This is a genomic window from Agrobacterium sp. OT33 (genome assembly GCF_017313365.1).
GTDB lineage: Bacteria > Pseudomonadota > Alphaproteobacteria > Rhizobiales > Rhizobiaceae > Agrobacterium > Agrobacterium rhizogenes_A.
The window spans coordinates 582,776-596,790 of record NZ_JAFLMZ010000002.1; the positions used below are offsets into that span (position 1 = coordinate 582,776).

Here is a 14,015-nt window from a genome sequence, read left to right on the forward strand (position 1 = left end):
ATCACTTCTTCTTTGGCACTTTCGGCACCGTGTTGGTCTTGCGGCGCGGCTTGTTGTCTTCGTCCGACTTGTCGGCCTCGGCAACCAGAACATCCGCCTCCTCGGCGGTCTTCGCCGCCTTCGAGGCCGGTTTTGCCCTGGCCTTCGCTTTGCCGGGCGACTTGGCCGCCTTCAGCTCCGCCTCGGGCTTCGGCTTCACCGGAGCGGTCTCCGGCAGGACCTCGAGCTTGAGGCCATCGGAGCCATCATCCTTCTTGCCGACGGTGACGCTGACCACGCCGCCCTTCTTCAGCTTGCCGAAGAGGATTTCATTGGCAAGCGGCTTCTTGATGTTCTCCTGGATCACGCGCGACAGCGGGCGGGCGCCCATCTTTTCGTCGTAACCCTTCTCCGCCAGCCAGGAGATGGCATCCTCATGCAGGTCGAAGGTGACATTGCGTTCGGACAGCTGGGTTTCCAGCTGCATGACGAACTTCTGCACGACCTTGTGGATGACGGCAGTCGGCAGCGGCGAGAACGGAATGATCGCATCCAGACGGTTGCGGAATTCCGGGGTGAACAGGCGGTTGATCGCCTCTTCATCCTCACCCGTGCGGCGTGAAGAACCGAAACCGATGGCCGATTTGGCCATTTCGGACGCACCCGCATTGGTCGTCATGATGAGGATGACGTTGCGGAAGTCGATCTTCTTGCCGTTATGGTCGGTCAGCGAGCCGTGGTCCATCACCTGCAACAGAATGTTGTAGATGTCAGGATGCGCCTTTTCGATTTCGTCCAGCAGCACCACGGAATGCGGATGCTGGTCGACGCCATCGGTCAGAAGACCGCCCTGATCGAAGCCGACATAACCGGGAGGTGCGCCGAGCAGGCGCGACACGGTATGGCGCTCCATATATTCCGACATGTCGAAGCGCAGCATCTCGACACCGAGCGAGGCGGCGAGCTGCTTGGCCACTTCCGTCTTGCCCACGCCCGTCGGGCCGGAGAAGACGTAGGAGCCAATCGGCTTGTTCGGTTCACGCAGGCCCGCACGGGCGAGCTTGATGGCCGTTGCCAGCGCCTCGATGGCGATGTCCTGACCATAAACGACCGAGCGCAGCTCCTTTTCGAGATTGGCGAGAACCATCTCGTCGTCCTTGGACACCGTCTTCGGGGGAATGCGGGCCATCGTTGCGATGGTGGCCTCGATCTCCTTTTCGGTGATCAGCTTGCGACGCTTAGAAGCGGGCAGCAGCATCTGCGCGGCACCGGTTTCGTCGATCACATCGATCGCCTTGTCCGGCAGCTTGCGGTCGGAAATGTAGCGGGCCGACAGTTCAACGGCAGCCTTGATCGCCTCATTGGAATATCTGAGGTGATGATAATCCTCGAAATAGGGCTTCAGACCCTTCATGATCGCGATGGTATCGTCGATCGACGGCTCATTGACGTCGATTTTTTGGAAACGACGCACCAGTGCGCGGTCCTTTTCGAAGAACTGCCGATATTCCTTGTAGGTGGTCGAGCCGATGCAGCGGATCGCGCCCGAAGACAGCGCAGGCTTCAACAGGTTCGATGCATCCATCGCGCCGCCGGAGGTAGCGCCGGCACCGATGACGGTGTGGATTTCGTCGATGAACAGCACCGCGCCCGGAAACTCTTCCAATTCCTTGACGACCTGCTTCAGCCGCTCCTCGAAATCGCCGCGATAACGGGTCCCGGCGAGCAGCGTGCCCATGTCGAGCGAGAAGATCGTGTCGTTGGCGAGCGCTTCCGGCACCTTGCCTTCAACGATGCGCTTGGCGAGACCTTCGGCGATCGCCGTCTTGCCGACGCCGGGATCACCCACATAAAGCGGGTTGTTCTTGGAACGGCGGCAGAGGATCTGGATGGTGCGGTTGACCTCTTCGTGACGGCCGATCAGCGGGTCGATCTTGCCGTTCCGTGCCTTGTCGTTGAGGTTGACGCAATAGGCCTTCAGCGCGTCCTGCTGCTTCTTGGCGGACGACCCTTCTTCCTCGGGGTTGCTGCGGCTCGCCTTGTTTTCGCTTTCCGCTTCGTCGGCACCGCGCGGCGTGCGTGTCTGCGACGTGCCCGGGCGCTTGCCGATACCGTGGGAGATGTAGTTGACCGCGTCGTAGCGGGTCATTTCCTGCTCCTGCAGGAAATAGGCGGCATGGCTTTCGCGCTCGGCGAAAATCGCCACGAGCACGTTGGCTCCGGTCACTTCCTCGCGGCCGGATGACTGAACATGAATGACGGCCCGCTGGATGACCCGCTGGAAACCGGATGTGGGTTTTGAATCCTCGTCGTAACCGGTCACGAGGTTCGTCAGTTCGTTATCGACGTAATCGCTGACGGTCTTGCGCAGCGCATCGAGATCGACATTGCAGGCGCCCATCACGGCGGCGGCATCCGCATCGTCAATCAGCGCCAGAAGGAGATGTTCCAGCGTCGCATATTCGTGATGACGCTCATTTGCAAAGGTCAGTGCCTGGTGCAGCGCCTTCTCGAGACTCGGGGAAAAAGTTGGCACGTTGCGATCCTCATTTCTTTTCCATGACGCACTGCAGCGGATGCTGGTGCTGTCGGGCGAAATCCATGACCTGGCTTACTTTCGTCTCTGCGACCTCATATGTAAACACCCCGCATTCGCCCACGCCGTGCTGGTGCACGTGCAGCATGATGCGGGTCGCCGCTTCGCGATCCTTCTGGAAAAAACGCTCCAGAATGTGGATGACGAACTCCATGGGAGTGTAGTCGTCATTCAGTAAAAGAACACGGTACAAATTCGGTCTTTTCGTCTTTGGCTTGACGCGGGTGATAACAGACGTTCCGCGGTTGGTGCCGCCGTCTTCCCCTTCGCCCTCGCCCTGCATGTAGATCGGCCTAGCGATCATCTTTCATCATTCTCCAAACTGTTCTCGAACCGACAGCTCATCGCCAGGAGGGAGAACTTCGCCTCTTCATATCTAGGTCGTTAAGATGCGATTTTAAGCCCCTTGCGAAAGCGTGCAATCACTATTGCGTTTGCGAAGAGGCAAACCTCGGGAAAAGTGCTGACGTTACGGCATCCTGCGGGCAATCGGGCGGAAATGGGCGATGCCGGCGCGTTTTCAGACGCGATGAAAAACGATAGGGCAACCCACGGCAAGCGCGAATCCCCGCCATTGCGCCCTGCCGCTACTTCTTGTCATCCAGCATTTCACGCACGGCAATCGCCAGCTGCTTCAGGGAGAAGGGCTTGGGCAGGAATCCGAACTTGGCATCCGCCGGCAGGTTTTTCGCAAAGGCGTCTTCGGCATAACCGGACACGAAGATGAACTTCAGGTCCGGATAGGACTTGCGCAGCTCCCTCAGAAGCGATGGGCCGTCCATTTCCGGCATGACCACATCCGAAACGACGATATCGACCTTGCCTTCCAGCTCTTCCATGACCTCCAGCGCCTCGGTGCCGGAGCCCGCCTCGTGCACGGTGTAACCGCGGGTTTCCAGCATGCGCTTGCCGCCGCGCCGCACCGCCTCCTCGTCTTCCACCAGAAGCACGACGGCGGAATTGCCGGTCAGGTCGAGCGGCTCTTCCTTCACCGGTTCGGCAACTGTGACGGGGGCAAGCGCCGCCTCGCCGGGCTGCTGCCCGGCAGACTGAACGGCCTCCGCCACATGGCGCGGTAGGTAGATACGGAAGGCGGTTCCCTTACCCACTTCCGATTCGGGATAGATGTAACCACCGGACTGCTTGACGATGCCATAGACCATCGACAGGCCGAGGCCGGTGCCCTTGCCGACTTCCTTCGTTGTGAAGAAAGGCTCGAAAATCTTGTCCATGATTTCAGGCGGAATACCGGTGCCGTTATCGCCGACCTCGACCATGACCATGTCTTCCGCCGGAACTTCCGGCCGTCCGAGCGCGGCTGCCTCCTGCGCATCCACATTGCGCGTGCGGATGGTGATCTTGCCGCCATCGGGCATGGCGTCGCGCGCATTGACGCAGAGATTGATCAGCACCTGCTCGAATTGCGACAGATCGGTTTTCACCGGCCATAGATCGCGGCCGTAATCCACCTCAAGCTTGACATTGGTGCCGGAAATCAGCCGGTCGACCAGCATACGCAGATCGCCGATCACGTCGGTCAGGTTCAGCACCGCCGGGCGCATGGTCTGTTTGCGCGAGAAGGCCAGCAGCTGGCGTACCAGAACCGCCGCGCGGTTGGCGTTGCGCTTGATCTCCATGAGGTCGGCAAAGCTCGGATCGGCGGGCCGGGCCTGCAGCAGCAGGTGATCCGAAGACAGCAGGATGGCGGTGAGCACATTGTTGAAATCGTGGGCGATGCCGCCCGCCAGCGTACCGACGGCGTTCATCTTCTGCGTCTGCGCCATCTGGGTTTCGAGCGCCTTCTGCTCCGTCACCTCGATGGCGTAGACGATCGCCACCTCTTCCGGCGCCTCGTCGTCCTGATCGATGACGGCGTTGACGTAGAAACGGAAATGCCTGGTCTCGTCGCTCGGGTGACGGGAATCGAAGGGCGCGATATCGCCCTGCCGGTCCTTGGCCTCCGCCAGCGACTGTTCCAGCCGAGGTTTCTCGTTGTCATGAAGGACGGTTTCGAGCGCCACACCGCGGTCGATATCGTCACGTCCGACAACACCGGAGAACAGCTTGAGGAAGGGCGCGTTGATGCGCAAAATGCGGCCTTCGCCATCAAGCGAGGCGATCGCCATGGGCGTATTGTTGAAAAAGCGCGTGAAACGCATGGCGGAAGAGGATTCCGTATCCTCCTGCCCCTTGGGGCGCATCAGAACGATTGTCCGGCTCTCACCCGGCGCGCCGTCCTTGGAAGTGACCTGATGCACAAGACGGGCCGGCATGCTCTGGCCGTTCACCCGGCGCATGTCGAGATCGAGGATTTCGGTGCGCTTGGCGGTGCCCTGCGGATGAACGGATTCGATCAGCGCCATGCCCTCGCCGGCGACGATATCGGCCACCGTCATCGAGCCCGGCGAAAACTGCGCCAGATCGATACCGAGCCATTCCGACAAAGTAGCATTCAGATAAACGATCTCACCCTTACGGCCGGCGGAAAAGAAACCGGCGGGTGCGTGATCGAGATAGTCGATGGCATTCTGCAATTCGCGGAAAAACCGTTCCTGATCCTCGCGCTCCGGCGTGATGTCGGCGATCTGGAAGACGTGCAGCCCCTCGCCGCCCGCATCCTTCAGCACCCGGCCTTTAAGCCTGTACCAGTGGGGGCCTGCGCTCGCATCTTCACCCAGCGGTTTCAGCAGCCGGAATTCCTCGTAACCGTCACGGCCTTCCCGCAGCACGTTGATGAGCCGGTAGAGCGCTTCGGTCGATTCCCGGCTGCGCGACAGCAGCGCCTCGAGGCTCTGTATGTCGCTCGCCTTCGTGGTACCGCTCATGCGGCAATAGGTGGCGTTGGCATAGACCATATGCCCCTTGGCATCGGTGATCAGCGTGCCTTCGGGATGGGCCGACAGGAAACGGCGGGCGAGCCCGTCCGATTGTGACTGCGGCATGACCTCGATGAAACCGATGATCGACGAGACCAGAAAAAAGATACCCATCATGGCCAGCACGCCGAGAATGCCGAGCACGATTTCGTTTTCCAGGGAATTCTTAAAATAAACGAAGGCGGCGGCAGCGGCGATCAACACCAGTGCGAGCAGCAGGATACGCAAGACCGTGCCGGAACGGGCACGCCTGTCCACCAGCGGAAGGTCGTTGTCGCTTGTCTCGCGCACCCGTGTCATCTTGGCCTCGCAGTCGTGCAGGTCGTCATTCGGTCAGCCACGGGTCCTCGACGGAATCGGGCGTTAAAATTTCTTGTAGCAACTCGCTTGAGCATCAAAAAGCTCCGCCGGGCCACAAAGGCTTAAAAACGCACAGCGAAAACGCTTTGAAAGGCGCAATACACAGGCCTTTCAGACGGCGAGGGAACCGAAAGCCACGTCAACCGGTTTTGTGTTCAAGAGGGACGACGGCGGATAAACCTTGTATCGCGCCCAAAAAAATCGTCTTTTCCTGCTTGACGTTCACACTATAAGAACCACGGCAATATTAATTGCCCGAAAAAATCTGAAGGGATGATCTCCATGATGGAAGATTTTATCGGCACCTATGGAAACCGTCTCATCGTCGCCGTTGTCGGTGTGGGTGTGGCGCTTCTCGTTCTGGCGATTGCCTTGTGGATATTGCGCAGGCGCAGCGGCTCGGCGCCCTTTATCCGCGGCGGCCGCAACCGCCAGCCGCGCCTGCAGGTTCTCGACGCGACAGCCGTGGATGCACGCCGCCGGCTGGTGCTGGTGCGCCGCGACAACGTCGAACATCTGGTCATGATCGGCGGACCGACCGATATCGTCATCGAGAGCGGCATCGGGGCGATCCCGATTGTCAGGGAGGTGCAGGAGCCCGAACTGAAGGCGCTTCCGCGTCAGGAAAGCGAGCAGAAGCGGACAGAACCGCCGATCCCGCAGGAGCGCCGCGCCGCGCTGCCGCCCCAGCAGCCCGTTCCGGCAGCAGCCCCGGTTTCCGTATCGCAGGAACCGGCAAGGCAGCCGCAACGGCCGGAGCCGGCCACCGCCGCCCCTCGCCCGGCACAACCAGCGACCACGGCCGCGCCGCTGCCGCCGCGCCCGTCGACGCCACCCCAGCCCCAACCCGTCTCACCGCCCGTTGCTGTCCGCGAGCCCGCTCCGGCGGCAAGGCAGGCCGCAACCGAGAGGGAAACCCCGCGCCCTGCACCTTCGCCCGCACCGGTTGTTGCGGCAGCTCCCGCAGCTGCCGTTTTGCCCGTCGCAGCTGCATCGCTCGATGTCGCCAGCGAAAGAAACGAGCCGCGTCGGACGGAGCCTTTCATACCCGCTCCGGTTCAGGCACCGACACCCGTGGTATCGCCAGCTCCCGCACAGGCAAAGGTGGAAGAAGAACGGCCGACGGTAATCGCTCCACCGGTTTTTGCCGCACGTGAGCCGGTACTCGATCAATCCAGCGCCGCAGATTTTCTCGACGCGGCGCGCGAGCGGGTTCTTCCCGGCCTCAAGTCCGAGCAGGATGCACCGCCGGCCCCCTTCCCGCCGAAACCGGAAAATCCGCTCCTTGCGTCCAATGACGCTGAGCCGAAATTTTCCGATGAGCTGGCCAGCGATTTCGAGAGCTTTCTCGAAGCGGAGATAGCCAAGAGCCGGGAGGCGGACAATGAACCGTCGATTGACGCCGCCCCGGAAAAGCAGCAGAAAAACGAACCCGTTTCGCCACCCGTCACCGGAGCGTCGCCGGATGGTGACGTGCAGAAAGAAATGGCGCGTATTTTCGGCGAGCTTTCCGTTACCCGCGACCGCTGAGGCGGCACGCATGAAGCTTCAATGCAAAAGGGCACGGAATAATTCCGTGCCCTTTTGTATATCCGGTGCTTGAGATGGCCGGTTCGCCGCAGCGTCCGGCACAGCAGCCTTGTTATTCGTCGCGATAAACTTTTTCGCGACGCTCGTGACGTTCCTGCGCCTCGATGGAAAGTGTCGCTATCGGGCGGGCGTCAAGACGCTTGAGGCCGATAGGTTCACCCGTTTCCTCACAGAAACCGTAGGTGCCGTCTTCGATCCGCTGAAGAGCCGCATCGATTTTGGAAATCAGCTTGCGCTGACGGTCACGGGCGCGAAGTTCGATCGCCCGGTCTGTTTCGGAAGAAGCCCGGTCAGCGAGATCGGGGTGGTTGGCGCTTTCTTCGGCGAGATGTCCGAGGGTCTCGCGCGCTTCTCTCAGGATGTCATTTTTCCAGGCGACCAGCTTCGCGCGGAAGTAGGCCCGCTGGCTGGCATTCATGAACTCGTCGTCTTCCGAGAGTACATATTTGCTAAGATCGATCTTCTCACTCAACGCGATTCTCCTCGAAGAACATCTCAATGCGGCGGTGTATACTCCAATGATATAGGCCGGTTCAAGTCTGCAGATCAGTTTTCAGGCATTTTTAAAACTGACACAAAAATCATCTAAATGACTAATTTTTATTCTTTATTGGCGTCGAAGCGATCTGTTCTTCGATCACTTCAATGCGACTTGCCAACAGGAAAGAGGACTTGCGGTCCCGCGATCCTATCCTGTAGCATCCGGGCCGTGCCTTAAGTTTCGAACGCCGGTTCCCGCCCTTGACAGATTCTCACCCGAAGCGAGTTTATCTTTTGCGCCACGCCAAGGCCGCCTGGGCGGCGCCGGGGGAACGCGATTTCGACCGTGGATTGAACGAGGCGGGTTTTGCCGAGGCGGAGATCGTTGCCGACCTTGCCGCCGACCGGCGTTACCGCCCCGACATGCTCTTGTCCTCCACCGCCGCACGCTGCCGGCAGACCACGCAGGCCTGGCAGCGCGCCTTCAACGAAGGCATCGAAATCGCTTATGTCGATGAGATGTATAATGCCCGCAGCGAAACCTATCTTTCCCTCATCGCCGCACAGACGGATGTGGGATCGGTGATGCTGGTGGGCCACAACCCCACCATGGAGGCGACGCTGGAAGCGATGATCGGCGAGGATCTGCTGCACGCCGCCCTGCCCTCCGGTTTTCCGACGTCTGGGCTTGCCGTGCTTGATCATGATGACAGCGCGGCAAATGGCGGGGATCGCTGGCGGCTCATTGATTTTCTCTCACCGGGCAATTAGCCGCAACGAAGCGTCAGGATGTTGCCGCCGATGGCAGCTCTCGTGAAAATCGACCGGGGCGCTTCTTTTTTGGGCAACCGCACCTTCCTATATTGCAGCCGTGACCGTTAAACACAGCCAGGAAACCGCCATTGCCGCCTTCTCTTACGTCCCTGACAGACAGCGCGCTGATCGCTTTCGATAATCTGGCCGACCGTGCGAGCAACCTCACCCATCCGACATTACGGCTTGGCGTCACCGGCCTGTCACGGGCGGGCAAGACGGTTTTTATTTCTTCCCTTGTCCATAATCTCCTGAATGGCGGTCGGCTGCCGCTGTTCGAGGCCATGCGGTCAGGCCGCGTCTCGAATGTGCGCCTAGAACCGCAGCCGGACGACGCCATTCCGCGCTTCCAGTACGAAGACCATATTCAGGCGCTGGTGCGCGACAGGCTGTGGCCGGATTCGACGCGGGCAATCTCGGAACTCAGGATCACGCTGGATTACCAGAGCGCCAGCGGCTGGGGCCGGTGGTTCTCGGCCGGCAAGCTTTCCATCGATATCGTCGACTATCCCGGCGAATGGCTGCTCGACCTGCCGCTTCTGTCACAGGACTACAAGCAGTTCAGCGATGCGACCGTCGCACTTGCCGGGAGCGGCATCCGCGCCGAGCTGGCGCAGGAATGGCTGGCGATCGCCTCATCGCTCGACATCAATGCACCGGCCGACGAAATGACGGCCCGCCGTCTGGCTGAGAGTTTCGCGGCCTATCTGAAGGCCTGTAAATCCGACGAGAGATCGCTCTCCACCCTGCCGCCCGGCCGTTTCCTGATGCCCGGCGACCTGGAGGGTTCTCCGGCGCTGACCTTCGCGCCGCTTCCGGGCCTGACGGACGAGAAGGCACCCAAGGGTTCGCTGCGCGCGATGATGGAGCGGCGTTACGACGCCTATAAGTCGATCGTGGTCAAACCCTTCTTCCGCGAGCATTTCGCCCGTCTCGACCGTCAGATCGTGCTGATCGACACGCTGCAGGCCGTCAATCGCGGTCCGGAAGCCGTTCAGGATCTGGAGCGGGCGCTGGGCGATGTGCTTGCCTGTTTCCGCCCCGGCACCAACAGTCTGTTATCCTCGCTGATCGGCCGGCGCATCGACAAGGTGCTGATCGCCGCCACCAAGGCAGACCATCTGCACCATGAAAGCCATGACCGGCTGGAGCGGCTGACCCGCCGTCTGGTGGACCGCGCCATCACCACCATCGGCATGAACGGTGCCGGCATCGAGGTCATGGCGCTCGCTTCCGTGCGCGCCACCAGAGAGGCAAGCGTGCGACAGGATGGCCACGAACTGCCCGTCATCGTCGGCACGCCAATGGCCGGTGAAACGATCAATGGCGAGACCTTCGACGGTAATCGCAAGACGGCGATCTTTCCCGGCGACCTGCCCGAAGACCCCGAGCCGCTTTTCCGCAGCATCGATCAGGATGGCGACAAGGCATCGCTGCCGGATGTCAATGTCGTGCGTTTCCGCCCACCCAACGTCGACGAGCCGGGCAGCGGCGGCATCCGGCTTTCGGTTCCGCATATCAGGCTCGACCGCGCCATGCAGTTCCTGTTCGGAGACAAGCTCGCATGAAGGCTCCCACACAAAACGACCCGCAGGCCCGGCGCCCGGCGGCTTTCACGCTCGAGACCGAGGAGACGGCACGGCCGTCGCCGGCGCAGAAACGCGCGCCAAGGAGCTTCGACACCGAGATTTCGTTGACGCCGGACGAGGACGATCCGTTTCTGGCGCCGGAGGAAATCGATGCCGCTGCCTTGCCGGTGGCCTCGCCGAAGAAAAGCCGCTTCTCTTTCGCCAAGCTCGCGCTCGGCGCGCTTGGCATCCTGTTCTCGCTCGCCTTCGGCCTCTGGGCGGATCAGCTTATCCGCAACCTGTTCTCCCGCTCCGACTGGCTGGGTTATACGGCCAGCATCGCCCTTATCGTGGCGCTTTTCGCCGTTCTCGTCCTTGTCGGGCGGGAAGTCTTCGGCATCATGCGGCTCAACGCCGTGCAGTCGCTCAAGGCCGATGCCGAGACGGCAAGCCTCGACAAGAGCCCTAAACCCGCCCGCGCCGTCATCACCCGCCTCAATGCCGTGCTTTCCCACCGCGCCGAAACAGCCAAGGGGCGCGCAGCGCTGAAGGATACGGAAAACGATGTCATCGATGGCCCACATTTGATCGAGCTTGCCGAGCGTGAATTGCTCGCACCGCTCGACCGGCAGGCCCGCGCCCTCATCCTCAATTCCTCCAAGCGGGTCTCCGTTGTCACCGCCGTCAGCCCGCGTGCCATAGTCGATCTCGCCTACGTGCTGTTCGAGGTGACGCGGCTGGTGCGGGCCATGGCGGAGCTTTACGGCGGCCGCCCCGGCACGCTCGGCATGCTCAGGCTGTTGCGCGACGTCGTCGCCCATCTCGCCGTCACAGGTTCGATCGCCGTCGGTGACGGGCTCGCCCAGCAGGTTCTTGGCCACGGCCTCGCCTCGAAACTCTCGGCACGACTCGGCGAAGGCGTCATCAACGGCCTGATGACGGCGCGAATCGGCATTGCGGCGATGGATCTTTGCCGCCCGCTGCCGTTCAGGGCGGTGAAGCGGCCGGGGATCGGCGATTTCATGTCTGACCTCACCCCCGATTTAAGCGGCGGAAAAAGCGGTGAAAAAGCCTGAGTGGCAAGGCATGGGCGGTTCAAAAGGTTACGGACAAGGCCGCAAATGAGAGTGAAATAAACCAAGCATTAACCATTCCGCCGGTAGATTGCCGCCTATCGAACAGGCTTCTTCGCCGGGGAAAGTATCATGTATTCGCGCTTCTTTTCGCTTGTGGGCGGACTTGCCGCCATATTGTCCGTCAGCGGCGGCTTTGGCCTGTCTGACGTCCATGCGGCATCGCGCGATCGCGACGACGTGTTCTTCCGCTCCGTTGCCGGTGTCTGGAAAGGTCCGGGCGAAATCGTCGCGGGCAAATACAAGGGCACCAAATTCACCTGCGATCTGACGGGCGAACCGCTTGATGACAAAAAGACCGGCATCAAGCTTGGCGGCACCTGCCGCGTCGGCGTCTTCAGCCAGCCCATGTCCGCCATCATCAGCCAGAAGGGCAGCAGCTACGAAGGCAAGTTCCTCGATGGCGCCGAAGGCAAGGGACTGGACATCACCTCCGGACAGGTCAGTGGCGACAAGGTCGTCGTCGGCATCAACCGCTCCAAGCTCAATGGCGCCATGGTCGCCCGTGTCTCGAACGACAATTCGATGAATATCACCATTTCGGTCAAGGTCGCCGACCAGATGATCCCGGTCATCGGCGTGACGCTGGCCCGCGACATCGACCAGATCGCCGTCGGCTCCATCAAGCCATAAGAGCCATCGTTCTTTCAGACATCAGCAGGCGGGAGTGTCCACCACTCCCGCTTTTCATTTGCGCTGACGATGCCGCTCCTGTCCGCCTGCTGAAGCCATTGCCGTACCGGCTTTCCCTTGACTTCGAGGTCAGGCGCGATATCGGCGAGCGGCATCAGCACGAAAGCCCGCTCCGTCATGCGCGGATGCGGCACCTCGATGCTTTCCGTAACGATAGACTCATTCCCGTAGGTCAGCACATCGATATCGATGGTGCGCGGCCCCCATCGCTCCGTCCGCACCCGCTTCATGCCCTTTTCGATGTCGAGACATAATTGCAGCAGCGCGGGCGCCGTGAGCGAGGTTTCGACCAGCGCGCAGCAATTGAAGAAATCGGCCTGATCGGTCTTGCCCCATGGCGGCGTGCGGTAAAGGTTGGAGACGGCCAGCAGGTGGCAATCACCATGCGCGTCGAGTTCGCGCAGCGCTCTTGCCATGGCGGCGGCGGGATCGCCGATATTGCCGCCGAGACCCAGGGCGGCGACGGTCATCTTCTCAGGCACGGTGTTCAACGCTCACCTGCGCATAATCGAGAATGCCGGGAACAGGTGCCGACGGTTTGCGCACCGTGATGCGCAGCCAGACGATCTGCGGGTAACGGGCGCGCAGCGCCTTGGCGATGTCATTCGCCAGCGCCTCGATGAGATAACGGCGCTGACCGACGACAATCTTTTCGATGACGGCGAAGGCCACGCCATAATCGACGGTGTTTTCGATATCGTCGGTTTCCAGCGCATCACCGGCCTCGACCTCCATCTCGGCATCGACAAAAAAGCGCTGGCCCAGCACTTCCTCCTGCTCGAGAAGACCATGACGGGCGAAAAAGGAACAGTTTTTCAGGATGATGGTATAGCGGCTCATCGCATCGCCTCCATGGCAGGACTGTTTTACCGGAGAGCCGCGCCTTCTTCGGGACACGGCATTCCGGCACTCGTTGATCTAGAGTTTGTCAGGGAAAACTGGAACCGGCTTTCCCGAAAAGACAAACGAAAACAAAATAAGCTGGAGTTCGTCAGGTTCAGATTGAACCTGACGAACTCCAGGCATCGGCCTTTGCCGACGTTTTGGCAAGAACCGCATCGGCGATTGCCAGTGCATCACGCGTTGCGGCGACATTGTGCACGCGAAAAATCGAAGCGCCCGCCAGCCTGAGGATCGCGGTGGTCGCCGCCGTTCCGATATCGCGTCCCTCCGCCGCATCCCGGCCCGTCAGCGACCCGATAAAACGCTTGCGCGACGTGCCGGCCAGAACCGGCAGGCCGAAAGCGGCAAGCTCTCCGAAACGCGCCATCAGTTCGACATTCTCCGCCTCGTCCTTGGCAAAACCAAAACCGGGATCGAGTACGACGGCATCACGGGCAATACCCGCATCGTCGGCAACCTCGAGCGAGCGATTGAGGAATTCGAACTGGTCCTCGATGACATCGTCGCGTTTCTTCCGATCGCGGCCGGTATGCATGATGCAGATGCCGGCGCGGGCGGCGGCGACCACGCCGGCCATTTCCCCGTCCTTCTGCAGGCCGAAGACGTCGTTGACGATATGCGCGCCCGCCTCGATCGAAAGCCTTGCGGTCGAGGCGCGATAGGTATCGACGGAAATCAGCACGTCCGTCTCGCGGCGCAGTTTCTCGATGACAGGCAACACCCGGTCCTGCTCCTCGGACGCCGTCACCGGGGCGGCACCCGGACGGGTGGATTCGCCGCCGATATCGATGATGTCGGCCCCTTCTTCCACGCAGGTCAGCGCATGGGAAAAAGCCGCATCGACGGCAAGATAACGGCCGCCATCGGAAAAGGAATCGGGCGTGGCATTGACGATGGCCATAATACGGCCACGCCCATCAAGTTTCAGGGAGCGGCCATGGGCCGCTTGCCACACGTTGCTGCCGGCTGTTATCACGTAACACGCGCCTTTCGGGAATAACGGAATGTTATGCCAATTCTTATA

The 14,015-nt window shown here is 60.9% G+C and carries 12 protein-coding genes; 5 read left to right on the forward strand and 7 right to left on the reverse strand.

Features of this window, described 5'->3' with window-relative positions; all coding sequences use genetic code 11:
• Position 1: 1 nt before the first annotated feature.
• The 3 genes from clpA to cckA all read right to left on the reverse strand — a co-directional run bounded on the left by clpA (position 2) and on the right by cckA (position 5,751).
• Entirely contained in the window at positions 2-2,515 is a 2,514-nt protein-coding gene (gene clpA / locus JZX88_RS07060; RefSeq protein WP_065115498.1) for an ATP-dependent Clp protease ATP-binding subunit ClpA, read from the reverse strand.
• 10 nt (positions 2,516-2,525) lie between these two features.
• A complete protein-coding gene (gene clpS / locus JZX88_RS07065; RefSeq protein ID WP_035242552.1) occupies positions 2,526-2,879 on the reverse strand; it encodes an ATP-dependent Clp protease adapter ClpS in 354 nt (117 codons plus the stop codon).
• 283 nt (positions 2,880-3,162) lie between these two features.
• On the reverse strand, positions 3,163-5,751 hold the full coding sequence (gene cckA / locus JZX88_RS07070; protein ID WP_206913094.1) for a cell cycle histidine kinase CckA: 2,589 nt from the start codon (positions 5,749-5,751) through the stop codon (positions 3,163-3,165).
• 333 nt (positions 5,752-6,084) lie between these two features.
• Between cckA and JZX88_RS07075 the strand changes: the two genes are divergently transcribed.
• Positions 6,085-7,341, forward strand: a complete 1,257-nt coding sequence (locus tag JZX88_RS07075) for a flagellar biosynthetic protein FliO (RefSeq protein ID WP_206913096.1) — start codon at positions 6,085-6,087, stop codon at positions 7,339-7,341.
• A gap of 112 nt (positions 7,342-7,453) precedes the next feature.
• Here the strand turns inward: JZX88_RS07075 and dksA are convergent, their stop codons facing one another.
• Complete coding sequence (gene dksA, locus JZX88_RS07080; protein WP_046800250.1) at positions 7,454-7,873, reverse strand: RNA polymerase-binding protein DksA; 420 nt, start codon at positions 7,871-7,873, stop codon at positions 7,454-7,456.
• Between the two features lie 302 nt (positions 7,874-8,175).
• Here dksA and JZX88_RS07085 point away from each other — a divergent pair, with 302 nt between their 5' ends.
• From JZX88_RS07085 to JZX88_RS07100, 4 genes are all read left to right on the forward strand, one after another.
• Complete coding sequence (locus JZX88_RS07085; protein WP_246753454.1) at positions 8,176-8,652, forward strand: histidine phosphatase family protein; 477 nt, start codon at positions 8,176-8,178, stop codon at positions 8,650-8,652.
• A 131-nt stretch (positions 8,653-8,783) separates the two neighbouring features.
• Positions 8,784-10,262: a YcjX family protein gene (locus JZX88_RS07090; RefSeq protein WP_142855668.1), complete on the forward strand. Its 1,479-nt coding sequence runs from the start codon at positions 8,784-8,786 to the stop codon at positions 10,260-10,262.
• On the forward strand, positions 10,259-11,338 hold the full coding sequence (locus tag JZX88_RS07095) for a YcjF family protein (protein WP_206913100.1): 1,080 nt from the start codon (positions 10,259-10,261) through the stop codon (positions 11,336-11,338). Before JZX88_RS07090 ends, JZX88_RS07095 begins: the two co-directional genes overlap by 4 nt.
• A 129-nt stretch (positions 11,339-11,467) precedes the next feature.
• Entirely contained in the window at positions 11,468-12,028 is a 561-nt protein-coding gene (locus tag JZX88_RS07100; protein WP_065115492.1) for a hypothetical protein, read from the forward strand.
• Between the two features lie 14 nt (positions 12,029-12,042).
• Here JZX88_RS07100 and folK read toward each other — a convergent pair whose 3' ends face one another.
• The 3 genes from folK to folP all read right to left on the reverse strand — a co-directional run bounded on the left by folK (position 12,043) and on the right by folP (position 13,892).
• Entirely contained in the window at positions 12,043-12,558 is a 516-nt protein-coding gene (gene folK, locus JZX88_RS07105; protein ID WP_206913163.1) for a 2-amino-4-hydroxy-6-hydroxymethyldihydropteridine diphosphokinase, read from the reverse strand.
• Between the two features lie 4 nt (positions 12,559-12,562).
• Entirely contained in the window at positions 12,563-12,928 is a 366-nt protein-coding gene (folB, locus tag JZX88_RS07110) for a dihydroneopterin aldolase (protein WP_003502532.1), read from the reverse strand.
• Positions 12,929-13,085: 157 nt separating this feature from the next.
• Positions 13,086-13,892 (reverse strand): dihydropteroate synthase, encoded by an 807-nt coding sequence (gene folP / locus JZX88_RS07115; RefSeq protein ID WP_206913101.1) that lies wholly within the window; start codon positions 13,890-13,892, stop codon positions 13,086-13,088.
• Positions 13,893-14,015 lie beyond the last annotated feature (123 nt).

What these genes read in the sequence shown, in the direction of transcription:
- clpS (WP_035242552.1), bottom strand. Translation starts at nt 2,879, where the DNA reads ATGATCGCTAGGCCGATCTACATGCAGGGCGAGGGCGAAGGGGAAGAC.
- folB (WP_003502532.1), bottom strand. Translation starts at nt 12,928, where the DNA reads ATGAGCCGCTATACCATCATCCTGAAAAACTGTTCCTTTTTCGCCCGT.
- folK (WP_206913163.1), bottom strand. Translation starts at nt 12,558, where the DNA reads ATGACCGTCGCCGCCCTGGGTCTCGGCGGCAATATCGGCGATCCCGCC.
- JZX88_RS07095 (WP_206913100.1), top strand. Translation starts at nt 10,259, where the DNA reads ATGAAGGCTCCCACACAAAACGACCCGCAGGCCCGGCGCCCGGCGGCT.
- cckA (WP_206913094.1), bottom strand. Translation starts at nt 5,751, where the DNA reads ATGACACGGGTGCGCGAGACAAGCGACAACGACCTTCCGCTGGTGGAC.
- JZX88_RS07075 (WP_206913096.1), top strand. Translation starts at nt 6,085, where the DNA reads ATGATCTCCATGATGGAAGATTTTATCGGCACCTATGGAAACCGTCTC.
- JZX88_RS07100 (WP_065115492.1), top strand. Translation starts at nt 11,468, where the DNA reads ATGTATTCGCGCTTCTTTTCGCTTGTGGGCGGACTTGCCGCCATATTG.
- folP (WP_206913101.1), bottom strand. Translation starts at nt 13,892, where the DNA reads ATGGCCATCGTCAATGCCACGCCCGATTCCTTTTCCGATGGCGGCCGT.